The following is a 24,379-nucleotide window of genomic DNA, read 5'->3' as shown; positions in this document are numbered from 1 at the left end:
TCGCGATAAAAACCCTTATAATCCTGCGCCTATTCATCCTGATGCGAGATCCGCCGTGAGCTTACCGCCGTGCCCAAAATGCAGTTCCGAGTACACCTATGAAGACGGCGCCCAGCTTGTCTGCCCGGAATGCGCCCACGAGTGGTCCGCTGATGGCGCCGCCGACGCAGGCGATGACGTTAAGGTCATCAAGGATGCCGTCGGCAATACCCTGCAGGACGGCGACACCGTCACCGTGATCAAGGACCTCAAAGTCAAAGGCTCTTCGCTGGTGGTCAAGGTCGGCACCAAGGTCAAGAACATCCGCCTGGTCGATGGCGACCACGACATCGACTGCAAGATCGACGGCATCGGCGCGATGAAGCTGAAATCGGAGTTTGTGAAGAAGGGGTGAGGATCGTCAAATCGCCGCTTGACCCCCTGTAGGAGCGTGGCTTGTCCCGCGATCTGGCGCGAAGCGGCAGCAAACCCGGCTAACTCGGTGCGTCAGATACAACCAAGGCGCCTGATTTTACTGCCGGTGCCCGCCAGATCGCGGGACGAGCCACGCTCCTACAAGGGTGTTGCCGATATCGCAGTCAGCTCAATGACACAGATATCGCTGACAAGGCGGAGCGCCACTCCGGCAAGTCCCACATGATCGTAGTGTAACGGCGGCCTCAACTCGGCAAATTGATCCCGAACGTATTCTCCCCGTGCTCACTGCGTGCAAACACGGTTCCGCCGTGCATCAAGGCAATCGCTTTGACGATGGCCAGCCCCAGGCCATGATTGGCGCCGCTGTTGCTGCGCGACGCATCCACCCGATAAAAACGCTCGAAGAGCCTGGGCAAGTGCTCGCCTGAAATCTGCGCGCCGGGGTTGGTCACGCTGATGCAGACGTGATCGCGTTCATCCTTGATGTCCACATGAATGACCTGCCCCGGCGAGGTGTGCTGAACCGCGTTGTGCAGCAGGTTGATCAGCGCGCGCCGCAGGTGGGCCTTCTCGAACGGGACATGCGCATCGCCGCGCACTTGAACCTGAACCTGCGCGTCTTCCAGAATGAAATCCAGATAATCCAGTGTCGTCGCCACTTCCTCGGCCAGCGACGACTGAGTCAGTTCAGTGGCTTTGCTGCCCTGATCGGCGCTGGCCAGAAACAGCATGTCATTGATGATCGAGCGCAGCCGCTCAAGTTCTTCCAGGTTCGACTGCAAGACCTCAAAGTAATGCTCGGCGGAACGTCCACGGGTCAGCGCCACCTGCGTTTGGCCGATCAGGTTGGTCAGCGGCGAGCGCAGCTCATGGGCCACGTCGGCGTTGAACGACTCCAGACGGGAATAGGCCTGCTCGACGCGCTCCAGCGTGGAGTTGAACGACATCACGAACTGATCCAGTTCAGGCGGCAGCGGCGACAACTGCAAACGCCCGGACAGCCGCGGCGGCGCCAGTTTTTGCGCCTCCAGCGAGAGGTCGAACAACGGCTTGAGGCCGATGCGCGCCACCCAGTAGCCCAGCGCCGACGCCAGCGCGATCCCGATGGCCGCCAGGCTGATCAACGCGATCAGCAACGAGTGCTGAGTCTGCCAGAACGTCTCGGTGTCGATGGCGGTCAAGAAACGCAACGGCGGTCGTTGGTCCTTGGCCGGGAACTGGCTGACCAGCACCTTGAACGGATAGTCGTGATCGGTCAGGTTTAAATCGCGCATGCCCAACGGGCCGTTGGCGAAGGCACGAATCTGCGCGTCTGGATTGCCGAACTCATAGGTCGGGTTATCACTCACCACCCAGAACCGCAGCCGTTTGTCTTCTTCGCTGAGCAGCCTGAGCTTGGCGTTTATCTTCACCCAGTGCTCGGGTGTGCTGTAACGCTGCACGGCGGATTCAAGCACGCTGTAACGCGCGTCCACCTCGGCTTCCGGCAACAGACCCAGGCCTTTGTCCACTTGCAGGTACAAGGCCCAGCCGATCAGCAGAAACACCAACAGCGCCACGAGCGCGAACATGCCGCTCAGGCGCAGGGCGATGGAGTTACTCGACACGACGGCTCTCCAGCACATAACCCATGCCACGAATGGTGTGCAGCAGCTTCTGTTCGAACGGGCCATCGAGCTTGGCGCGCAGGCGTTTGATCGCCACCTCGACGACGTTTGCGTCGCTGTCGAAGTTGATGTCCCAGACCATCTCGGCAATCGAGGTCTTCGAGAGGATTTCACCCTGACGCCGGGCCAGTACGCTGAGCAGCGAAAACTCCTTGGCCGTCAGGTCCAGGCGAGCGCCGGAACGGGTGGCCTTGCGGCTGATCAGGTCGATCCACAGGTCGGCGACGCTGATCTGAACCGGCTCATGGCCGCCGCTGCGGCGGGTCAGTGCCTGCAAGCGGGCGACCAGCTCCAGAAACGAAAACGGTTTTCCCAGATAATCGTCGGCCCCTTCACGCAACCCACGAATACGATCGTCGACGTTTTCCCGGGCGGTGAGCATGATCACCGGCGTCTGCTTGCGCGCACGCAAGGCGCGCAGCACACCGTAGCCATCCAGGCCCGGCAGCATGACGTCGAGAATGATCACGGCGTATTCGCTTTCCAGCGCCATGTGCAGCCCTTCGATGCCCTCCCGGGCAACGTCCGTGGTGTAACCCTGTTCGGTCAGACCGCGATGCAGGTAGTCGGCGGTCTTCTCTTCGTCTTCGATAATCAGGACACGCATCGGTCCACGCTCACTTATTCGATTCTTGCTGTCGGATGCTTACTTTTCGGCCACCAGCATGGCCGTCGGTTTTTTCTCCGTCGGTGGCGGCGTCGGGGTCGAGGTCGGGTGCCTGCGGTGGAAGATTCGCTCCAGTTGCAGGTAAATCACCGGCGTGGTGAACAGCGTCAGCGCCTGACTCACCAGCAAACCACCGACAACCGCGATGCCCAATGGTTGACGCAGTTCAGCACCGACACCATAGCCGAGCATCAATGGCAGTGCGCCCAGCAGCGCCGCCAGAGTGGTCATGATGATCGGCCGGAAGCGCGTCAGGCACGCTTCATAAATGGCGTCCTGCGGGGACAGGCCGCGATGCCGCTGCCCTTCGAGGGCGAAGTCCACCAACAGAATGCCGTTCTTCTTGACGATGCCGATCAACAACACAATACCGATCAAGCCCATGATCGAGAAATCCTGTCCCATCAACCACAGCAGCAACAGGGCACCGATGCCGGCGGAGGGCAGGGTGGAGATGATGGTCAGCGGATGCACGAAGCTTTCGTACAGCACGCCGAGAATGATGTACACCGCCACCAGCGCGGCCAGAATCAACCAGGGTTGGTTGGCGAGCGAACTCTGAAACGCCTGGGCGGCGCCCTGGAAGTTGCCAATGATCGAGGCCGGCATGCCGATCTCGTTCTTCGCCTGATCGAGCAGCACCACGGCATCACCCAACGCCACGCCCGCCGACAGGTTGAACGACAGGTTGGCGGCCGGGAACATGCCGTCGTGAGCAATCGACAACGGGCCCATTTTCGGTGCGCCGACCTTGGCGAGCGCCGACAGCGGCACCATTTCGTTGGTCAGCGGTGAGCGCAGATAGAAGTAATTCAGGCTTTCGGCCTTGCCGCGTTGTTGCGGTTCGAGTTCCAGAATCACTTTGTACTGGTTGATGTCGGTCTGGTATTCGTTGATCTGGCGCTGCCCGAACGCGTCGTACAGCGCCTGATCGACATCCGCCGTGGTCAGCCCGAAGCGGGCGGCGGCGCTGCGGTCGATGTCCAGATGGGTCACGCTGCCGCCCAGTTGCAGGTCGTTGGACAGGTCGCGGAAGGCGGGTATCGACCGCAGCTTTTCAGTCAGCTTCTGCGTCCATTCGTTCAGCAGCGCGCCGTTGTTGCTCTTGAGCACGTATTGGTATTGCGCGCGGCTCGGGCCGGAGCTCAGGTTGATGTCCTGGCCCGCGCGCAGGTACAGGACAATGCCCGGAATCTTCGCCAGCTTGGGCCGGATGCGGTCAATGAACTGGCTGGCGGACACGTCACGATCACCGCGATCTTTCAACGCAATCCAGACCCGGCCGTTGGCGATGGTCTGGTTGCTGCCGCTGACGCCGACCGAGTGAGAGAACGCTTTGACGGCGGGATCGGCAGCGATGATTTTCGCCAGTTGTTTGTGTTTCTCGACCATGTCGGGGTACGAAATATCCGCCGCTGCCTCGCTGGTCCCCAGCACCATGCCGGTGTCCTGAACCGGGAAGAAACCTTTGGGGATCAACACATACCCGGCCACGGCCAGAACCAGCGTCAGGCCGAAAATGCCCAGCATCGTGCGCTGATGGGCGAGGGCGAAACGCACGCCGCGAGCGTACTGCGCCAACAGTTTTTCGCCGAAACCGGGGTTGGCGTGGGCATCATGTTTGGGCGCGCGCATGAACAGCGCGGCCAGGGTCGGGGCCAACGTCAGCGAGACCAGCACCGAGATCAGAATGGTGGACGTCGCGGTCAGGGCGAACTCCTTGAACAGCCGCCCGACGACACCGCCCATGAACAGCAATGGAATGAACGCGGCGATCAGCGAGAAACTGATCGACACCACCGTGAAGCCGATTTCGCCAGCACCCTTGATCGCGGCGTCACGCATGCTTTCGCCGGCTTCCAGGTGTCGATGGATGTTCTCCACCACCACAATGGCGTCGTCGACCACAAAGCCGACGGCCACCACGATCGCCACCAGCGTCAGGTTGTTGAGACTGAATCCGAGCACATACATGAGGGCGAAGCTGGCGACCAGCGACACGCCGAGCACGGCCGTCACGATCAGTGTGGCCGAGAGCTGGCGCAGGAACAGCGCCATCACCGCGATGACCAGAATGATCGCGATCATCAGGGTCATTTCCACTTCGTGAAGGGACGCTCGAATGGTCTTGGTCCGGTCGCTGAGCACCGTGACATCGACCGACGCCGGCAGCATTTCCTGCAAGCGGGGCAATTCACCCAGCACGCGATCCACGGTCTCGACGATGTTGGCGCCGGGCTGGCGGAACACTACGATGTTCACGCCTTGCTGCTCGCCGGACCAGGCTTTGACGTAGGCGTTTTCGGAACCGTTGATCACTCGCGCGACATCGCGCAGGTGAACGGGGGCGCCATCCTTGTAGGAAACGATCAGGTTTTCGTAATCCTTGGCTTGAAACAACTGGTCGTTGGAGGCCAGGGTCGAAATGCTGTCCTTACCGTACAGCGCACCTTTGGCCAGATTGAGGCTGGTCTGCTGCAACGTGCCCCTGAGGTCCGCCAGGGTCAGCCCGATGGAGGCGAGCTTTTCCGGCGCCGCCTGAACGCGAATCGCCGGACGTTGCTGGCCGGTGATGTTGACCTGACCGACCCCGTCGATCTGGCTCAACTGGCGTGCCAGCAGGGACTCGGTAATGTCACTCAGTTCGGTGCCGGGCATCAGGTTGGAACTGACGCTGAGGATCAGCACCGGGCTGTCGGCCGGGTTGACCTTGCGCCAGGTCGGAGCCGTCGGCAGGTCGGCGGGCAGCCGCCCCGATGCCGTGTTGATCGCCGCCTGCACTTCCTGAGCGGCGGTGTCGATGCTCTTGTCCAAGGTGAATTGCAGGGTCAGGTTGGTCGAGCCCAGCGCACTGCTCGAGGTCATCTGGGTCATGCCGGGAATGGCACTGAATTGCACTTCAAGCGGCGTGGCCACCGAGGACGCCATGGTTTCCGGGCTGGCGCCGGGCAAGGTCGCCGAGACCTGAATGGTCGGAAATTCCGCTTGCGGCAAGGGGGCGACCGGCAGGCGAGGAAACGCGATACACCCCAACAGCACCAGCGCGAAGGTCAGCAGAACCGTGGCAATCGGATGATTCACGCACCAGGCGGAGATCGAACCGTGGCCCTTCATTTGGCCGCCCCTTTTGCGCTACCGGCAGCAGCGGCCAACGTATCAACCGCCTGCGCTTTGACCACTTCGATGCGAGCGCCATCCTTGAGGCGTGACTGCCCGTCGCTGACCAGCACGTCGTTGACGTTGACCCCGCTGATCAGCATCAGGTCGCTGTCCTGGTACTCGACTTTCACGGGGACCACTTCAACCTTGTCGCCTTTGACGCGGTACACGTAATGCTGATCGATGCCGCGCTGCACCACTTGTGGCGGCACCTTCAGTGCATTGCGATCCAGCGCCGTCTGGATACGCACCGTCACCAACTGACCGGGCCAGAGTTTCTCGGCGGCATTATCGAACGTGGCCTTGGCGCGAATGGTGCCGGTGGTCGCCGCGACCTGGTTGTCGATCAGCGTCAATTTGCCCTCGCCCAGCAGCGTGCCCGTCGCGCCCTCGCCGAGATAGGCGTTGACCGGGGCAGGCGTCGTGGACGCGAGCAGATCGTGCAGCGTAGGGAGCATCTGTTGTGGAAGGGAAAACTCTACCGAGACCGGGTCGATCTGAGTCACCGAGAACAGACCGGTGGCATCGCTGACCCGCAGGAAGTTGCCTTCATCGACATTGCGAATCCCGACGCGACCCGTCACCGGAGAGCGGATCTGAGTGTAGGAAAGCTGTACTTGTGACGCATTGATCGAGGCTTGATTGCCCAGCACGGTGGCCTTGAGCTGATTGACCAAGGCTTGCTGCTGGTCGTATTGCTGCTTGGAGATGCTGTTGTCGACGGTCAGTAACTTGTAGCGTTTGAGGTCCACCTGGGCCACGTCGAGTTGCGCCTGGCTCTGACTCAGTTGCGCCTTCGCTTGCTCCAGTGCTGCGCGAATGGAACGGTCGTCAATGGTCGCCAGCAGATCTCCGCTTTTGACTTGTTGCCCTTCCTTGACCAAGAGTTTGGTCAGGATGCCGTCCACTTGCGGACGAATCACCACGCTTTGCAGCGACAGCACCGACCCGATGCCGGTCACGTAGCGGGGCACGTCCTCCTCAATGACGTTGATCACCTGAACCGGCACTGCCGCAGGAGCGCTGACTTTCTTTTCGGCCGGACGCGTGGAAAACCAGACACCGACCGCAATAAGCAACGCCAGTCCGGCAACGGCAATCACAGAGTTTTTCTTCTTGTGCATACGGGGATAACGCCAGCGAAAGTGTGGAGGCAGGTAATCGAGAGCCTCCTTTATAACCCTTCGACCCGGTCAGCAAAATGACTGCTACCTGTCAATATTGTCAGCCGGAATAGGGCGGAGCATGAAGTGGCGTAAAGAAACGGCGCAACAGGGCGATAGCCAGAGAGAGGGCACGATTTTCGATCAACGGGATCTAGCTTAATAACGACAATTCCTACAGCGATGTTCGTGATTTTTCTGGCTGGCTGTCCCTGGCTCGACTTCTAAAAGCGGGCCTTCACTGCGGAGTATGGCGATGAACAGTAAAAAGACAGTCTCGGTGTTTTTTTCGATCGCGTTGGTGGGGGCCTGGGTTCTGGCCGGACCGGTCGCTTCGGCGACAGAAAGCGCACTGAGGTTTCACGGTCGGATTGTGAATGCCGGTTGTGACGCGAGGGTTCTCGACGCTGCCCAGCAAACGGATTCGGTCAAGATGCTGAAGGTCAGCGAGAACCTGACAGTGGAACTCGCCCCGCGCGACGATGCGTGTGGTGGGGCATTGACGCCGTTGTCCGCCGTCTATGTCGAACGCTCTTCGGTTATCGCGGGTGAGCGGATTGGCGTTGTGACGTTGAGTTACCAGTAAGGCCGGTGAGTCTACGCATCCATGTTGAACGACACATCGCATTCGTCCGGATGCGGCGCACACCAAGCTGACTTGGATGGTGTGCATCTCGACTTTCTGGGGTGACGCTGATGGCTTGGTTTGTCCTAACGGCCAAACTGTTCTGCGTTCGGCGGGTTACTTGAAAGGACACCCCTCTTTGTTTCAAGAGTCAGCCAGCGTCCTGGCCCCTGGTTTGGCCTCGACTTCGTCGAGATTCCGTAACGAAGGCGACGCTCCTTAGGCCCGCGCCGAACGGACATCCATGTCCTGACGGCGCTGTCTATGTAGGAGCGCGCTTGCCCGCGATCTGCCGCGTAGCGGCAGCAAAACCGGTACATGCGGTGTGTCAGGCATAACTGAGGCGCCTGATTTTGCTACCGCTGCGCGGCAGATCGCGGGCAAGCGCGCTCCTACAGGATCCCGTCATCTGATGCTTTTGATTTTGCTTTTCTAGCGCGACAGTCCGGACACCACAAAATGCGACTTGGGTGCAGGCTGAACGCAGGCGGCGTGGAGTGGGTCGAGCGGCATGGATGCCGCGAGAGCGCCGTCAGGACATGGATGTCCGTTCGGCGCGGGCCCACGGAGCGTCGCCGGAGTGAAGGTACCCGACGAAGTCGGGCCCAACCGGGAGCCAACCCTTGGTTACTTGGGGTCTTTTCAAGTAACCCGCCGAAGGCGGAACAGGTCTGGCGTTAGCCAGAACCCTCCAGCGCCACCCAAACTAACCGACAGATCGCACTCCCGCGCCTGGGCTCCCAAGGCGCCATCCTCGCCCCCGCCCCACGCCAATCCTTACAAATCAGCTGCAAAGGTCGGCGCACCTTTTTTTTCGGCGATTACCCTACAGACCACGCCAGCCGCCAGGTACAGCTGAGCTCTGCCAGATCCTACGGAAACGTCTGGCACGCTGCACTGTAGATTCTGCAGGTTCAAGGTAGAAAGCCTGACATCCGCCAATCACCCGTCCGCTTATAGTTCTCGCCGTCCTCTAGGGCACACACGAATTGACACAAGGAACGTCGTTAACATGAAAAAGATTTCTCTTTCTCTGGCTATCGTGGCCGCAATGGGGTTCAGCGTATCGGGTACGGCCCACGCTGCAAACAACGGCAAGCTGGTTTTTAACGGCACCCTCACCAACATCACCTGCGACATCGGTGCTGGCACTGGCGCAAGCCCGGGCAACAACCCGGGCGAAATCAACGTCGATCTGGGCAACGTTTCTTTCTCCGATATCGGCCGCTTCGCCGACAACAAACTGGAAACCGCGTCGCCGATTCAATTGTTGGTCAACTGCACCGGCGGTGCCTCGCAGTACAACACCGTGAACATGCGTTTCATCGCACGTCAGGGCAGCGGCCTCGATAATCTGGACCAAAAACTGCTGCGCACCACTGGCGCTGCCGACGGTGTGGGCATCGGCCTGCTCAACGCCTCCAATCAGCTGATGGACCTGAGCGGTAATGAAACCATCGATACTCCGCTGATCAAGGATGGCGCTGACGGCGCCACCGCTGAAATCAACTTCGGCGCGGTGTATGTGCTGAACGGCGCCGCGACCAATCCTGGCAATGCCGACGGCTTCCTGCCGTTCGTGATGGACTATCAGTGATGCAACAGGCGGGGTGAGCGATGCTCGCTCCGCCTACCCCTGAACCTGAGACGATTCCATCATGTTTTCTACTTTTTTTCGTTGCTCCGCCTTGTGGATCTGCTCCGGGCTGGCGATGGGGCTGGCCGCGCAAGCTCACGCCGGCATCGTGCTGAACACGACACGGTTGATTTACCCGGCCAGCAACAAAGAAGTCAGTCTGATCGTGCACAACACCGGGACGAGCGACATCCTTGCGCAATCCTGGCTTGAAGGCGGCACCGACAGCGTCTCCCCGGACACGCCACCGTTCGCCGTGACCCCGCCGCTGGCGCGGATGGCGGGCGATGCCAAACAGCTGATCAGGGTGATGTATTCAGGCGAGGGTCTGGCAAGCGACCGCGAGTCCGTACTCTGGCTCAACGTTCAGGAGATCCCTCAGGCCGCCAACGAAAATGAGCTGCAGATCGCGATCCGGCAGCGCATCAAGGTGTTTTACCGGCCGCAAGGTTTGGTTGAAGACCCGCTGAAAGCGGCGCAAGCGCTGCAGTGGCGCGTGTCTGGCGGCTTCATTGAAGTGAGCAACCCCGGTCCTTATCACGTCTCGATGATCAAGCTTGAGGCCCGTAAAAACGGGCACGTCATGTTTCAAGAGGACAGCCGGATGCTCGCCCCACGGCAGCGAATCCAGTTGCCATTGGGCCCTTCGGCGCCGGGTGGACCGGTGGAATTGTCCTTCATCAGCATCAACGACTTCGGCGCTCAGGAGCCCTATCACGCCAGGGTGTCCAGTGAACGAGTGACCCAGGCCAGTAAGGCCGAGCCTCATCCCGACTAGCAGTGACACGCTGGTCGGGATTTTTTCGTTGACCCATTTTTCGGGCCGGACCTGTTTTCCGGCTTCAGCTTCGCGCGCCTGCGAGAAAGGAATCAGCGGCGCATCGAGACTCAGAACACGAGTGAAACCAGCTAATGGAACGGCGAGACAAGAACAACAAGGGATGTCCCTCGAAAGCAGTAGCGCCAGGCACTCGGACGTGCACGGCAAAACCTCCCCGGACGCTCAGACGTCACGCCCTGCCGGCCTGTATAGCCACCGCAGCCTGGATGGTCAGCAGCGGGTCGATGGCGATGACCGACGCGGGGAACCAGGGTGCCGCCACCGTGAAATTCAACACGGCGTTCATTCAAGGCACGGACCAGCCGGCAGACCTCAACACCTTTCTGCAAGGCAACAGCGTCGTGCCCGGCACGTACCGTGTGGACGTCTACGTCAACCGGGCACTGACCGGGCGACGTGACATCAGCTTTGTCGCCAACCCGGTCAGCGGTGCGGTCCAAGCCTGTCTGACGCTGGAGATGCTGCACCAGTTCGGCATGAACATCGACGACATGAAGCGCTCAGCCGACGCGTCCGGTGCGTGCTTCGATCTGCCCGCAAACGTGGCGTTCGCACACGTCGAGTACCAGCCCGCGAGTCTGCGCCTGAGTATCAGCATTCCTCAGTCAATGATGTCGCGCAGTGCGCGTGGCTACGTGCCGCCGGAATTGTGGGACGAAGGCGAAACGGTCGGTTTCGTCAATTACAGTTTCAGCGGTGCGCGGCGCACCCGGGGCAATCAGACGCAGGACCAGTATTACCTGGGGCTGCGAAACGGTTTTAACCTGGGGGCGTGGCGACTGCGCAACGAGTCCTCGCTGGTCTATGGAGATGCGCAGCCTTACCGGTTTCGCAGCAACCGGACCTTTGCGCAGCGCGACATCAGCGCACTCAAGAGCCAACTGACGTTGGGTGAAACCTTCACCGATTCCCAGGTGTTCGACAGCGTCCGGTTCATCGGCGCGACACTGGCGTCCGACGACGGGATGCTGCCTGACAGCGAGCGCGTTTATGCGCCGGTCATTCGAGGCATCGCCGAGACCAACGCAACGGTGGAGGTCCGCCAGAACGGTTTCATGCTCTACAGCGGCAATGTGTCGCCCGGCCCGTTCGAGATTTCTGATATCTACCCCAGCGGTTCCAATGGCGATCTGGAAATCACCGTGGTCGAGGCGGACGGCCGCAAGCGGGTGTTCGTCCAGGCCTATGCATCGCTCCCGATCATGGTGCCCAAGGGCGCGTTGCGTTACAGCGTCGCGGCAGGGCAGTACGACAGCAACGACGGCGGTCAGGCGCCGAACTTCGCCAGTACCACATTGATTTACGGCTTGACCGAGCGAGTGACGGCGGCCGGTGGCCTTCAGGTTGCCGAGGATTATCAGGCGGGCAACGTCGGCGCCGGCGTCAACACCGGCGTGGGCGCTGTGTCGCTGGACCTCACGCAGTCACTCAGTCAGCAGCGGCGTGAACGCTACAGCGGGCAAAGCCTGCGCGTGCGGTATGCCAACACGCTGGACCTGACCAACACCACGTTGGCGGTGGCGGGTTATCGCTACTCCACCGACCGATACCGGACCCTCGATGAGCACGTCGAAGCCCTGCACGCCCGCAACGGCACGGCGTCGGCGCGGGCCAAGGATCGTGTCGAGTTCAACCTGACGCAGGCGTTGCCCGAACAGTCAGGCTCACTGAGCTTCATCGGCTCAGAACAACGTTACTGGGACAGAGCGGGCAAGACGCGACAGTTCTACCTGTCCTGGAACGCCGCTTGGCGCAGCCTGAGTTACAGCCTGTCGGTGGAGCGCAACCAGGCGTTCGAGCGTGACGGCGACAGTCAGACCGATAACCGTATTGCGCTGACGTTCAGCCTTCCTCTGGGTGACAGTCCTGGCGCGTCGCGCGCGTTCTTGAACGCAGTGCGTGACAGTGCTGGCGATTACGACATGCAGACCGGCCTCAACGGCCAGGTCTTCGATGACCGCAATACGTTCTATTCGGTGCAGGCCGGTCACGACAATCGCTCGGGCTCGGCCGGATTCGGCAAACTGAGCACCACGACGCCGTATGGTCGATTCGATACGGGATACGGTCAGGGTCGTGACTACCGCGCCCTCAGTGTCGGCGCGTCCGGGTCGGTGGTCGCTCATGCAGGCGGCGTGAACCTCGGTCAACCGCTGGGCGACACCTTTGCATTGGTCGAGGTCAAAGGGGTTGGTGGCGCGAAGCTCTCCAATTTCAGCCAGGTTGAAACGGCGGATAACGGCTACGCAATTCTGCCGTACGCCCAGCCCTATCGCGCCAACTGGGTCAGCCTCGACACCCGGGCATTGGGTGCGGATGTCGAACTGGACAATGCGGTGACGCAGGTGGTGCCGCGTCGCGGTGCGGTGCCACGGGTCTCCTTCAAGACATCGGTCGGTCGTCGGGTGCAGTTCGAACTGCTGCGCGCCGACGGCAGCGCCATACCGCTCGGCGCTGTCGTGGAAGACGAGAATGGAAAACTCCTGGCTGCCGTCGATCCCGGCAGTCGGGCCTTGGTCTTGAGCGAGCAGGACAGTGGCGAGTTACGCGTCAGATGGGGCGATCAGCACTGTCGGGCGCGTTTCGATCTGCCGGCCCGAAACCCGCAACGCACTTACGATCGCGTCAAAGTGGTGTGCCAATGAAGTGGGCGTGCCTGTTGTGCGCAGCATCCGCGTTTTCCAGCACCGCCGTCGAGGCTGCGGTGTCGCTGGCGGGGACGCGCCTGGTGTTCGATGGCCGGTTCCGCGAATCGAGTATCGAAGTCAGCAATCCGGCGTCCACCAGCGCGCTCATTCAGGCGTGGCTGAGTACACCTGACGCCGAGCCGTCTGTAGCGTCCGACCTGCCGTTCGTGGTGACACCGCACCTTGCGCAATTGCCAGCGCAGGGAAAACAGATGTTGCGCCTCCTGTACGAGGGCGTCGGCATGCCGGGGGATCGTGAATCACTGCTGCACCTCTACGTGCTGGAGGTGCCGCGTCGCAGTGAAGCCCCTCAGCAATTGAGCATTGCCATACGGCAACGAATCAACGTGTTCTACCGCCCTGATTCGTTGCCGGGCGATCCCGCCGATGCAGCGAAAAACCTTGAGTGGCAGCGCTCGGCCAAAGACGACCACGCGCTCCGAGTGCGTAATCCGACGCCGTTCTACGTGGCGTTGCAAGACCTCGAATTCGAGGGCCACAAGGTCAGCGAATACCTGCTGATCGAGCCGCTGTCCGAGCGTTCGCTGACCTGGGAGTCGATCCCGAGCAGGCGCTCAGCGCAGGGACGCCTGGCGTTCAAGGCGCTGACCGATTACGGCGGTCAACGCGATTTCTGTGCCCGAGCCCAAGGCGATCAACCTTTCAACGCACGACTGCGCACACCCGGTGCTGAGTCACCCGCAGCCCTTACCGCACCGCCCACCGCAGTCACCACCGCAGTGCCTGCCGCCGATTCAACGATGGAGAAATGCTGACCATGACGACGTTTTCTTTTACCCGATGGTGTCCGACCTTTCTTCTGAGCCTGGCGCTGCCTGTGACCGGCATGGCCATGACCTGTAAAACACAGGGTTCAGGTGAGGCGGTAATTCGTGCTGACTTGAGCAGCAGCGTCGCGATTCCGGCGACCTTGCCCGATGCCAGTGTGGTCTGGCGTTCCGAGCGACTGAATGTTGCCGTCGAATGCGCGAGGGAGCAGCCAGGGGGCGCAGAGGAGGTGTTTCTTTACTTGAATCCGGACAACCTGCAGATCGGTCAGGGTATTCGCGCCGGGCTCACCCTCAACGGCATCGACTACCTGCAAAGCAACGGGCGAATTCCTGCACAGCAGACACTGCCCGGATGCAGTGAAGCATCCGGCCGGATTACGACCTGTCCAACTGTCAGCTTCAACCTGCCGTTCTCGGTGTTCATCCTGAAGTACGGGCCGACGCCGCCTTCGGGCGTGGCCAGCGATGTGTTGAATTACCGTGTGTTTCAGATCGACAGTGGCAGCGGGATGAATCCGGTGCCGGACAACAACCTCAATTACGTCATCAACGACCTCAGAGGACTGCGTTTTGTCGCGTGCAACGCCGAGTTGCGGGTGATGCCGGAAACGGTCGAGTTTGGCGATGTGGCGATCAGAAATGTGCGCGTGGGCGAGGTGGCGACCTTTCAGCGATTTGCCCTGGCGACCAGCCGAATCTGCGATTCGCCGTTCAGCCTCAATGCGCGTTTTACCCCGGTGTCGGGCACGCTGTCTGGCGATGTGCTGGTGCCCACGAACAACGACAGCATTGGCATCCGCATTACGAATGCACGCAACAACAACCCGGTGCGTTACAACGAGCCGTTTCACGCCACCCATTTGCTCGGTGACGATTATTCGGCAACCGCCGACTTCAATGCCGAGCTGCTGTGGCAAACCAACACGCCGACCCCAGGGCCGTTCTCGGCGGAGGTGATGGTCGATCTGTTCTACAAATAGGCGGTAAACAGGCCGTTGCTCGGTTGTCACAGGCGGTTGCACGACGATTCAGGTATGCTGCGCGCCTTGCGGGCATTGCCTGTTCATCCTTCGACCGTTTTGCGATTCTGGAGCTTTCATGACCACCCCCGAACACACCCCAGCGCTTGACGTTGACGTCGAATCGGTCGATGCCGGTGCCGAATCAGAGGCAAAGAAAACAGAGATCCCAGCCTTCAGTTTTCCGTTCAAGCCGGGTGAGCTGATGCAGGCCAAAAAGAATCCGGCGCACTACAAGGGGCCGGGTAAATCCAACCACGACAAACGCCCAGGCGCCGCACCGTCCGGCACCCGTCGCTCAATGGGCAAGCGCTGATTCAAATGTCGATGCCGCCCAATCGGTATCGACGAGTCAACCTTCCTTGCGAAAACTGTCCCGGTACTGCGTTGGCGTCACGCCCAGACGCTGGCTGAAGATCACGCGCATCCGCGCCGCGCTGCCGAAACCACAGTGATACGCCACGGCCTTGATCGCCTTTTCGCTGCCCTCCAGCAAACGGCGGGCCGCGTCGATTCGCGCGCGCTGCACGAACTCGGCAGGCGTGACTTTCGCATCGCGGGCGAACACGCGGGCAAAGCTGCGCGGACTCATCGCCACGACTTCGGCCAGACGCTCCACCGAAAACGGCTCGCCGATGTGCTCCATGACATAGCGCTGGATCTTTGCCACCGGTGAGTCGTCGTCCACCGATGCGGTGAGGTAAGGGCTGAATTGCGACTGTCCGCCCTGACGTTGCGCAACCACCAACAAACGTTTGGCCACCGCCAGGGCAATCGCCGGCCCGTGATCTTCGCTGACCAGCGCCAGAGCCATGTCGATTCCGGCCGTCACGCCCGCTGAGGTCATCAGCAGGCCATCACGCACGTAGATACGATCCGCCTCCACCTTTGCGTGCGGGAACAAATCGGCCAGCTGCTGCGCGTGGCTCCAGTGCGTGGCGACCTGTTTGCCATCCAGCAACCCGGCATGCCCGAGAATGAAGGCGCCTGTGCAGATCGAGCCGTAGCGGCCGGCCAGCGGCGTGGCCTCTCGCAGCCACGCGGTGATGTTGGGCATTTCGTTGCCTTCGGGCAGGCGCGGCCCGCCGGGCACCAGCAAGATGTCGACGTGCTTCGGCGCAGTCTCAAGCGTGTATTTGGCACCGAGCGGCATGCCGTTCGAGGCGAGCATCGGGTAGGGCGCGGCTCCGATAGTGGTGATCTGATAGCCATCGTCTTCGGCGACGAAACGGTTGGCTTCGGCGAACACGTCCAGCGGACCTGCGACGTCCAGAGACTGCACGTGGGGAAACAGCACGATCGCTACACGTCTCATCGAAAAGTCTCAGGCGCTCTGCAAAGGGATGAACATATAGCTCATCGACTCTGCTGTCTCCAGTCGGGCGCCGGCTCGTGCCAATGCCTGCGTGGCGGCCTCACCGGCAACGCGAAATCGCCAGCCGTCGTCGGCAGTCGGTGGCAACTCGCCGGTGATGAATCGCTCAACCGCAGCAGCAAAGGCGTTCATGTCGGGCAGGTAGGCGACGAAACCGTTGCCCTTGAGCGCGGTGGTATTGATCCCCAGCGACATGCAGATCGCCTGCTTGCGGGCGATGTCATCGCGGTCTGCCTGCCGTGAGGCTTCGATCAGTGCCATCAGTTGATGATCCACCAACTGGCCGCCGACGATCAGGTCCGGGCCTTGTTCCCAGGATTCGGGCGGGCAGTCTTTGGCCTCTGGGCGCAGGGGAATGTGCGGGTTGATCTCCATCGGGTAAATCCGGCAGACCAACGGGCGACGTTCGTAGATGCGGCAGAGGTTCTCTGCGTCAAGATTTCGGCATCGACCGGCGTTGTAGGCGGCAAAGGTGATCGCGACCATCGCCTGCGCGGTTCCACTGCTGACCGGATGCGAGCGTCGGGTGGCGTGAGTGAGCTGCTCGGCAGGCACACCGTATCCGTCCGCCAGAAACGCCTCGGTGAGGACGATCACAGAACCGCCGTCAGCCGCCCACTGCGCGGCTTCGGACAGGGTGAGCGGGACGTGGTGGTCAGTGCAGCACTTGCCGCAACCGACACAGGAAAACTGAGTGTTCATTGAAGAAAATGACCCGCCAATTCGAAAGAAAAGCGCCTGACCCGCGTTGGCAATCTGTCATCGCGGGTGTGTTTTTCACGTTGGCGGGAATTGCAGCAAGTTATGCGCCAGCGCCCATTCTTCATGGGCGCTGCGCATTGGCTGAAGGCGTAAGCGCGTTACTTCTTTGGCAACGTGGTGACGTTGTCCCACTCGGTGATGAGCGCTTTCTTGTTCTTGCGGTCGTACAGGCACAGCTCGGTGCCCGTTTTATTCTTCATGAACGCCTGTTTGTACTGACCTTTGATCAGCAGCGCGTTATAGCCGACGCTGTCATCGAACATGGCCGGCGCCCCTGCGGGTTTGGCGTTTTTCAGCGAGCTGGCGGCAACGCAGCTGTCGACCAACGTTTTGTCGAATGCCTTCCATGCGTCCGGGCTTGAGGCACTGGCCTGGCCCGCAAAAGCAGTCAGCGCCAGCAGCAACAGGGTGGTGGTCTTCATGCAAATCTCCATCGTCGTCGTTATGAGCGTGTATGACGTCGAGTTAGAGTGGCTTATCGGGGTTCCAGTTCGCTGCGCTGCACATAGTGCATGCCGACACGTTCATACAGGCGTCGGGCCGTCAGGTTACTTTCCATGACTTTCAGATCGACATGACCCTCGTTTCGCTGGGCGAAGGCTTCGAACACGCGCGCCAGCAGGGCCGAGCCCACGCCTCGCCCTTGCACGCGAGGGTGGACCACCAGATTGCGGATAAAGGCGCTGGTCCAGCATTGCGCAACGCCGACCACGCCGAGCGGGTCTTCCACGACAAAACACAGCGCCCGATCAAATTCAGGATCGCGTTCGAAAGCGTTCAACCAAGTAGTGAGGTCGGCGACCCGTCCGCCCCCGTGCTGCGTGCCCAAGGCCAACAAGCGGTGAACCGCCGGTGCGTTCTCGGCATTGAACGGCACCTCGTGCAGCGCTTCCGGCCAAATCACCGGACGCCGTGGAAGTGTCAGGTCCCGACGCATCAACCAGTAATGACCGGTGGACGCGGCGGTGGGGCCGGGCCTTAGATCCCTTGGGCTTCGACTGTACGGGCGGCTTCGATCAAGCATCGTGTCAGCTCGGGCGAGGAGAATTTGGTCAGTACGGCGTTGGCGCCAGCGGCCTTGGCCTTCTCGGCGTTCATCGCACTGTCCAGCGAGGTGTGCAACAGCACATACAGCTCTTGGAAGTCAGGGGTTTCACGCAGGGTGCGGGTGAAGGCATAGCCATCCATTTCGGACATTTCGATGTCGGACACCACCACGTTGATCTGCTGCGCCGTGCCTTGCAAATCGAGCAGATGATCGATGGCTTCCCGCGCGCTGCGGGCGGTGTGGCATTCGATCCCCAGATTGCGCAGGGTAATGACCGACTGTTGCAGCGCCACCTGGCTGTCATCGACTACCAGAATCCGCGCTTTGGTCAATACTTCAACCTCTTCAGGGCTGAGCTCGGTCGGTTCGACAGCAATCCGCGCCGGCGCGATGCCATGGATGACTTTCTCGATGTCCAGCACCTGAACCAGCGTGCCGTCCACCTGGGTGACGCCCGTGATGAACGATTTGTTGCCCGAACCGAAAGGCGGCGGGCGGATATCGGTGGTCAGGCAGTGGACGATCTTGCTCACCGCCTGCACATGCAGGCCCTGTTTGGAGCGGCTGACGTCGGTGACGATCAGGCAACCACCGTCCGGGTCGAGCAAAGGACGCTCACCAATCGCGCGACTCAAGTCGATCACCGACAGCGAGTTGCCGCGCAAGGTGGCGACACCTTTGACGTGCGGGTGCGACTCCGGCAAGCGGGTGAGGGGAGGGCAAGGAATGATTTCGCTGACCTTGAGCAGGTTGATCGCCATCAGCTTTCCGCTGCGTAACGTGAACAGCAGAAGCGAGAGTGAATCTGCACGGACGTTTTTGGACATATGAACCTTCTGTCATGCGGTGTCTGATCGCCTCTCATGCGAGCAATCAGCTGTCGATGACGGTTTATCGACCCCACGCGGGCAGGCTTTAACGCTTTTGGCAAAGACCTGAGTGGTTGCTGCCGCGAAACCGTGCAGTCGAAATGACCTGTCGGATGTCGTTATGACCATCGGCGAGATCGGGTCATATTGACCACTGTTTATTAGGTGTCTGATTTATAAGGAAATAATATCTGGCACGCTTCCTGATATACCCAAGGTAGTCCTTACTAACCGAGTCTCAGGAGTCAATCATGTTGAATGCTTCGGATCGTGCCATCGTCAAATCGACCGTGCCGCTGCTGGAAAGCGGCGGCGAAGCCCTGACCACTTACTTCTACAAGAAATTGCTCACCCGATACCCGCAGGTTCAGCCTCTTTTCAACCAGGCGCACCAGGCGAGCGGCGATCAGCCCCGCGCGTTGGCCAACGGCGTGCTGATGTACGCCCGCCACATCGATCAGCTCGAGCAACTGGGCGATCTGGTGGCCAAGATCATCAACAAGCACGTCGCCCTGCAAATCCTGCCGGAACATTACCCGCTGGTGGGCGAGTGCTTGCTGGAAGCCATCCGCGAAGTGCTGGGCGCCGAGATCGCGACCGACGAAGTCATCAATGCCTGGGGCAATGCCTACGGGCAACTGGCCGGCATTCTGATCGGCGCTGAAAAAACCATCTACGACGAGAAGGCGGCAGCGCCTGGTGGCTGGCGCGGTGCTCGTGAGTTCAAGGTCGCGGCCAAGGTGCAGGAAAGCGCCGAGATCACTTCGTTCTACTTCGAGCCTGCTGATGGGCAGCCGATCCTGGCGTTCACCGCCGGTCAGTACATCGGCATGCAGCTGTTTCTGGACGGCGAAGAAATCCGCCGCAACTACTCGCTGTCGGCACTGGCGGGCAATAACCAGTACCGCATCAGCGTCAAGCGTGAACCGGGTGGCCGTGCTTCCAACTACCTGCACGACCAATTGAACGTGGGCGACAGCATCAACCTGTTCACGCCGTCGGGCGAGTTCACCCTGGCGCACAGCGACAAGCCGCTGGTGCTCATCAGTGGGGGTGTAGGGATTACTCCGACGCTGGCCATGCTGGAAGCGGCTCTGGAAACCGAGCGTCCGATTCACTTCATCCACTGCGCGCGCAACGGTTCGGTTCACGCCTTCCGTGACTGGATCGAAGCGCTGGCGGGCAAACACCCGCAGCTCAAGCGCTTCTACTGCTACAGCGAAGACGACGGCGTCAGCCCGGCTGCCCATGCAGTTGGCTTGCTCGACCAGGCACGTCTGGAGCAGTGGCTTCCGGTGGACCGCGACGCTGATGTGTACTTCCTGGGGCCGAAGGGTTTCATGGCCGCGATGAAGCGCCAACTCAAAGCGGCAGGCGTGCCTGAAAAACAAGCGCGTTACGAGTTCTTCGGTCCGGCTTCCGCGCTGGAGTGATTTGGCGGTGCGACATAAAGCCGCATCCTTCTATATATAAGGAAGGGTGCGGCGATCGGTCCCTGCGGCAAAGCGTCGCATGCTTCTATATATAGAAGGGGTTGTGTTGGGTGTCGGTCGATTGTTACGTGTCAGGCTTAATGTTCGGGTAATTCGGGCATGGTCACCATCTGCGCCAGCGTGTGGCTGAGACGATGGTAGAATTGCTGGCTTTCCCGACTGGCCGGGCACGTAACAACGCAGATCGTTGATCTGGATGGACACCAATTCAAAGGGTATGTGAATGACTGACGAGATGTTTTACCTGCGACGCGAGAAGCAGTTCCTGGTGCTGCTGGGTATCATCTGCCTGGCGCTGATCGGCGGAGCCCTGTACATGCAGGTCGTATTGGGTGAGGCACCTTGCCCGCTGTGCATCCTGCAGCGTTACGCGTTGCTGTTCATCGCGCTCTTCGCCTTCATCGGCGCAGCCATGCCGGGCCGACTGAGCCTGAGCATCTGCGAAGTGCTCGTTACACTGAGTGCGGTCGGCGGGATTGTTGCAGCAGGGCGTCATGTCTACATCCAGACCCACCCGACCGAGAGCTGCGGCATCGACGTCCTGCAACCGATCGTTGATGGCTTGCCACTGGCATCGCTGTTTCCGCTCGGTTTTCAGGTCGGCGGCTTTTGCGAGACGCCATATCCGCCAGTCCTCGGACTGTCGCTGGCGCAGTGGGCTTTGATCGCTTTTGTTCTGACCGTAATTCTGGTACCGCTGGGCATCATTCGGAACCGATTGAAAGCGCGTTAATTACAAAGTGTTGCGTAAGAGATCGCCCCGAATTCCTTAACAAATTTGGGGCTATCAAGGCTTTTTGATGTGCGACAAATGATCGCATTCTTACAGAATCGGAAATTAACTGTTGCGCAATAACTCATAGTCAATAAAACTTTACGTATCTACAATCGCCCCCACTTAACGCCCCCAACTCTTGTTGGACGGCGAAAAATGAGGTCAGAAAGCGTTTTTACGCCTTTGTAGACGCCGTTTGGATGGCCTCCTGCGTTACGTTCAGAATGTCTGCGCCAAAGGATTTGGTCCGCATAGGCGGTTGCCACCATTCGAATAAGAAACCACAGCTAAACCCGGATTTGTTACGAGGCCACACGCTTCCTGACAGGCCCCTGTTCAATCCAAAAATTTGCCAGCACCTGGCAGGGTGAAGTGTTGGCGGTCGAAACCCAACTGCGATGCGAAAGCTGCTTTTAGAGGTCGTGAGATGAGTAAAAAAAGGTACCCCAGGTTTTTTGGCTTCTTGGCCCTTTTCAGCATGCTCCTGCTCAGCGGGTGCGATTACACCCTGCTGGATCCCAAGGGCCATGTCGGCGTGCAAGAGCGTGATCTGATCATCACCGCTACTCTGCTCATGCTGCTGGTGGTGGTGCCGGTCATTTTCATGACCATCATCTTCGCCTGGAAGTATCGCGCCTCGAACAAGAGCGCGACCTACACGCCTGACTGGGCGCATTCGACCAAGATTGAACTGGTTGTCTGGCTGGTTCCGCTGGCCATCATCATCGTGCTCGGCTATGTGACCTACAAGTCGACCCACGCGCTGGACCCTTATCGTCCTCTTGAATCCGACGTGAAGCCGCTGACCATCGAAGTGGTCGCGCTGGACTGGAAATGGTTGTTCATCTATCCGGACCAAGGCATTGCCACCGTCAACAAGATCGTGTTCCCGGCACACACCCCGATCAATTTCCGCATCACCTCTGATTCGGTCATGAACTCGTTCTTCATCCCTGCACTGGGCGGCCAGATCTACGCCATGGCCGGCATGCAGACCAAGTTGCACTTGATCGCCAACGAAAACGGCGAGTTCGATGGTATCTCCGCCAACTACAGCGGCGCAGGTTTCACCGGCATGAAATTCAAGGCAACCGCAACCGATCAGGCTGGTTTCGACGCCTGGGTTGCCGAGGTCAAGAATTCACCTAAACAGCTGGCATCGGCTGAGTACACCGCTCTGGCCAAACCTAGCGAACGTAACCCCGTTGAACTCTACTCCACGGTCACTCCCAACCTGTTCCAGACCATCATCGACAAGTATGAAGGTATGAAGCCGGGCAAGATTGAGCACGAGAAGAAAGAAGTGGCCGGTATGGAAGGGATGGACATGGGTAAGCATTCAGCTGCTGAGGCAGAGGAGTAAACGATGTTTGGTAAATTAAGTCTGGACGCGATTCCGTTCCACGAACCGATAGTCATGATCACGATTGCCATGATCGCTATCGGCGGTGCGGCGGTCTTCGGTCTGATCACGTATTTCAAGAAGTGGACCTACCTGTGGACCGAGTGGTTGACCTCGGTTGACCACAAGAAGATCGGCGTGATGTACATCATCATCGCCATGGTCATGCTGCTGCGCGGTTTTGCCGACGCCATCATGATGCGTTCCCAGCTGGCCCTGGCCACTGAGGGTTCGCCCGGCTATCTGCCGCCTGAACACTATGACCAGATCTTCACCGCTCACGGTGTGATCATGATCATCTTCATGGCGATGCCGTTCTTCACCGGTCTGATGAACATCGTTCTGCCTCTGCAGATCGGCGCTCGCGACGTTGCCTTCCCGTTCCTGAACTCGCTGTCCCTGTACCTGCTGATCTCCGGTGTGGTCCTGGTCAACGTGTCTCTGGGCGTCGGCGAATTCGCACGTACCGGCTGGGTTGCCTATCCACCGCTGTCCGAGCTGGGCTACAGCCCGGGCGTGGGTGTTGACTACTACATCTGGGCACTGCAGCTATCGGGTCTGGGTACAACGCTAACGGGCGTGAACTTCCTGGTCACCGTCCTGAAGATGCGTACACCTGGCATGAAGCTGATGGACATGCCGATCTTCACCTGGACCTGCACCTGGGCCAACGTCCTGATCGTGGCTTCGTTCCCGATCCTGACCGGCACCCTGGCGTTCCTGACCCTCGACCGTTACCTGGACTTCCACATCTTCACGAACGAATTGGGTGGTAACCCGATGATGTACGTGAACCTGTTCTGGGCATGGGGTCACCCTGAGGTTTACATCCTGATTCTGCCGGCGTTCGGTGTCTTCTCCGAAGTCATCTCCACGTTCACTGGCAAGCGCCTGTTCGGCCACCACTCGATGATCTACGCTTCCGGCGCGATCTCGGTACTGGGCTTCATGGTCTGGCTGCACCACTTCTTCACCATGGGTTCGGGTGCAAGCGTCAACGCCTTCTTCGGTCTGGCGACGATGCTGATTTCCATCCCGACGGGTGTGAAGCTGTTCAACTGGCTGTTCACGATTTATCAGGGCCGTCTGCGCTTCACCGCGCCGGTACTCTGGACCCTGGGCTTCATGATCACCTTCTCCATCGGCGGTATGACTGGCGTTCTGCTGGCTATCCCGGGTGCTGACTTCGTGCTGCACAACAGCCTGTTCGTGATCGCGCACTTCCACAACGTGATCATCGGTGGTGCCGTATTCGGTTACATCGCAGGTTTCGCGTTCTGGTTCCCGAAAGCGTTCGGCTTCAAGCTGAACGAGAAGTGGGGCAAGGCAGCGTTCTGGTTCTGGATCTCGGGCTTCTACGTGGCATTCATGCCGCTGTACGCTCTGGGCTTCATGGGCATGACCCGTCGTCTGAACACCACTGATAACCCGGACTGGACGCCGTATCTGCACGTTGCCTTCTGGGGCGCCGCGCTGATCATGGTCGGTATCGCCTGCCAGCTGATCCAGATCTACGTGAGTATCCGTGACCGTGAGCAGAACCGCGATCTGACCGGTGACCCATGGAATGGCCACACCCTGGAATGGTCCACTTCGTCGCCACCTCCGTTCTACAACTTCGCAGAACTGCCGAAGGCGAACGAGATCGACCCGTTCTATGCGGCCAAGCGTGATGGCGAAGCGTATTCGGTTCCGGCCAAGTACACCGACATCCACATGCCTAACAACACCGCGACCGGCCTGGTAATGGGCGCACTGCTCACCGTCTTCGGCTTCGCGATGATCTGGCACATCTTCTGGCTGGCGGGCGTGAGCCTGGTAGGCACCATCGTCTACTTCGTCATCCACGCTGCACGTGACGATCAGGGCTACATGGTTCCTGCTTCGGAAGTGGCACGTATCGAAGGCGAGCAACACAAGATCCTGGCCTCGGTGCGTAACGCCCAGGCGAACACTCCTGTCAACAAGCTGGAGCAGGCATAA

The 24,379-nt window shown here is 59.9% G+C and carries 21 protein-coding genes; 12 read left to right on the top strand and 9 right to left on the bottom strand.

From position 1 onward, the window contains the following. Positions 1-55 precede the first annotated feature (55 nt). Positions 56-394: a zinc ribbon domain-containing protein YjdM gene (locus tag BLS87_RS22955; protein WP_074756155.1), complete on the top strand. Its 339-nt coding sequence runs from the start codon at positions 56-58 to the stop codon at positions 392-394. A gap of 265 nt (positions 395-659) precedes the next feature. Here the strand turns inward: BLS87_RS22955 and BLS87_RS22950 are convergent, their stop codons facing one another. The 4 genes from BLS87_RS22950 to BLS87_RS22935 are packed head-to-tail and all read right to left on the bottom strand — an operon-like array spanning position 660 to position 7,034. Next, a complete protein-coding gene (locus BLS87_RS22950; RefSeq protein WP_074755974.1) occupies positions 660-2,024 on the bottom strand; it encodes a heavy metal sensor histidine kinase in 1,365 nt (454 codons plus the stop codon). Further along, positions 2,014-2,691, bottom strand: a complete 678-nt coding sequence (locus BLS87_RS22945) for a heavy metal response regulator transcription factor (RefSeq protein WP_074755972.1) — start codon at positions 2,689-2,691, stop codon at positions 2,014-2,016. The genes BLS87_RS22950 and BLS87_RS22945 overlap by 11 nt, the downstream gene beginning before the upstream one ends. A gap of 39 nt (positions 2,692-2,730) precedes the next feature. Continuing rightward, a complete protein-coding gene (locus BLS87_RS22940) occupies positions 2,731-5,865 on the bottom strand; it encodes a multidrug efflux RND transporter permease subunit (protein ID WP_074755970.1) in 3,135 nt (1,044 codons plus the stop codon). Continuing rightward, positions 5,862-7,034, bottom strand: coding sequence for an efflux RND transporter periplasmic adaptor subunit (locus BLS87_RS22935; protein ID WP_074755968.1), 1,173 nt, complete (start codon positions 7,032-7,034; stop codon positions 5,862-5,864). Before BLS87_RS22935 ends, BLS87_RS22940 begins: the two co-directional genes overlap by 4 nt. 295 nt (positions 7,035-7,329) lie before the next feature. Here BLS87_RS22935 and BLS87_RS22930 point away from each other — a divergent pair, with 295 nt between their 5' ends. From BLS87_RS22930 to BLS87_RS22900, 7 genes are all read left to right on the top strand, one after another. Then, a complete protein-coding gene (locus BLS87_RS22930) occupies positions 7,330-7,659 on the top strand; it encodes a hypothetical protein (protein ID WP_074755966.1) in 330 nt (109 codons plus the stop codon). Between the two features lie 1,051 nt (positions 7,660-8,710). Next, the gene (locus tag BLS87_RS22925; RefSeq protein WP_074755964.1) at positions 8,711-9,295 is read left to right on the top strand and encodes a fimbrial protein; all 585 of its coding nucleotides are present in this window, start codon (positions 8,711-8,713) and stop codon (positions 9,293-9,295) included. A gap of 61 nt (positions 9,296-9,356) precedes the next feature. Further along, positions 9,357-10,112, top strand: coding sequence for a fimbrial biogenesis chaperone (locus BLS87_RS22920; RefSeq protein ID WP_074755962.1), 756 nt, complete (start codon positions 9,357-9,359; stop codon positions 10,110-10,112). A 287-nt stretch (positions 10,113-10,399) separates the two neighbouring features. After that, on the top strand, positions 10,400-12,820 hold the full coding sequence (locus tag BLS87_RS22915) for a fimbria/pilus outer membrane usher protein (RefSeq protein ID WP_244165886.1): 2,421 nt from the start codon (positions 10,400-10,402) through the stop codon (positions 12,818-12,820). Continuing rightward, positions 12,817-13,638: a fimbrial biogenesis chaperone gene (locus BLS87_RS22910; protein WP_074755958.1), complete on the top strand. Its 822-nt coding sequence runs from the start codon at positions 12,817-12,819 to the stop codon at positions 13,636-13,638. The genes BLS87_RS22915 and BLS87_RS22910 overlap by 4 nt, the downstream gene beginning before the upstream one ends. A 2-nt stretch (positions 13,639-13,640) precedes the next feature. Continuing rightward, positions 13,641-14,633, top strand: a complete 993-nt coding sequence (locus BLS87_RS22905) for a fimbrial protein (protein ID WP_074756153.1) — start codon at positions 13,641-13,643, stop codon at positions 14,631-14,633. Between the two features lie 118 nt (positions 14,634-14,751). Next, positions 14,752-14,988: a hypothetical protein gene (locus tag BLS87_RS22900; RefSeq protein WP_074755956.1), complete on the top strand. Its 237-nt coding sequence runs from the start codon at positions 14,752-14,754 to the stop codon at positions 14,986-14,988. A 36-nt stretch (positions 14,989-15,024) separates the two neighbouring features. Here the strand turns inward: BLS87_RS22900 and BLS87_RS22895 are convergent, their stop codons facing one another. The 5 genes from BLS87_RS22895 to BLS87_RS22875 all read right to left on the bottom strand — a co-directional run bounded on the left by BLS87_RS22895 (position 15,025) and on the right by BLS87_RS22875 (position 18,684). After that, positions 15,025-15,987: a GlxA family transcriptional regulator gene (locus BLS87_RS22895; RefSeq protein WP_074755954.1), complete on the bottom strand. Its 963-nt coding sequence runs from the start codon at positions 15,985-15,987 to the stop codon at positions 15,025-15,027. Positions 15,988-15,996: 9 nt separating this feature from the next. Beyond that, positions 15,997-16,749 carry a YkgJ family cysteine cluster protein gene (locus BLS87_RS22890; RefSeq protein ID WP_074755952.1) on the bottom strand — a complete coding sequence of 251 codons (753 nt, stop codon included), beginning with the start codon at positions 16,747-16,749 and terminating at the stop codon, positions 15,997-15,999. 158 nt (positions 16,750-16,907) lie between these two features. Then, positions 16,908-17,231: a hypothetical protein gene (locus BLS87_RS22885; protein ID WP_074755950.1), complete on the bottom strand. Its 324-nt coding sequence runs from the start codon at positions 17,229-17,231 to the stop codon at positions 16,908-16,910. Positions 17,232-17,284: 53 nt separating this feature from the next. Beyond that, positions 17,285-17,746 (bottom strand): GNAT family N-acetyltransferase, encoded by a 462-nt coding sequence (locus BLS87_RS22880; RefSeq protein WP_074755948.1) that lies wholly within the window; start codon positions 17,744-17,746, stop codon positions 17,285-17,287. Between the two features lie 41 nt (positions 17,747-17,787). Then, positions 17,788-18,684 carry a chemotaxis protein CheV gene (locus BLS87_RS22875; RefSeq protein WP_074755946.1) on the bottom strand — a complete coding sequence of 299 codons (897 nt, stop codon included), beginning with the start codon at positions 18,682-18,684 and terminating at the stop codon, positions 17,788-17,790. 293 nt (positions 18,685-18,977) lie between these two features. On the opposite strand from BLS87_RS22875, the gene hmpA reads away from it, so the two are divergent. The 4 genes from hmpA to cyoB all read left to right on the top strand — a co-directional run bounded on the left by hmpA (position 18,978) and on the right by cyoB (position 24,379). Further along, entirely contained in the window at positions 18,978-20,159 is a 1,182-nt protein-coding gene (gene hmpA, locus BLS87_RS22870) for an NO-inducible flavohemoprotein (protein WP_074755944.1), read from the top strand. A 283-nt stretch (positions 20,160-20,442) separates the two neighbouring features. Next, the gene (locus BLS87_RS22865) at positions 20,443-20,952 is read left to right on the top strand and encodes a disulfide bond formation protein B (protein WP_074755942.1); all 510 of its coding nucleotides are present in this window, start codon (positions 20,443-20,445) and stop codon (positions 20,950-20,952) included. A gap of 469 nt (positions 20,953-21,421) precedes the next feature. Next, entirely contained in the window at positions 21,422-22,357 is a 936-nt protein-coding gene (gene cyoA / locus BLS87_RS22860) for a ubiquinol oxidase subunit II (protein ID WP_074755940.1), read from the top strand. A gap of 3 nt (positions 22,358-22,360) precedes the next feature. After that, positions 22,361-24,379, top strand: a complete 2,019-nt coding sequence (cyoB, locus tag BLS87_RS22855) for a cytochrome o ubiquinol oxidase subunit I (RefSeq protein ID WP_074755938.1) — start codon at positions 22,361-22,363, stop codon at positions 24,377-24,379.

The organism is Pseudomonas abietaniphila (genome assembly GCF_900100795.1).
GTDB lineage: Bacteria > Pseudomonadota > Gammaproteobacteria > Pseudomonadales > Pseudomonadaceae > Aquipseudomonas > Aquipseudomonas abietaniphila.
The sequence above is the reverse complement of the archived record's forward strand: the minus strand, read 5'-3'. Positions and strand labels throughout refer to the sequence as shown.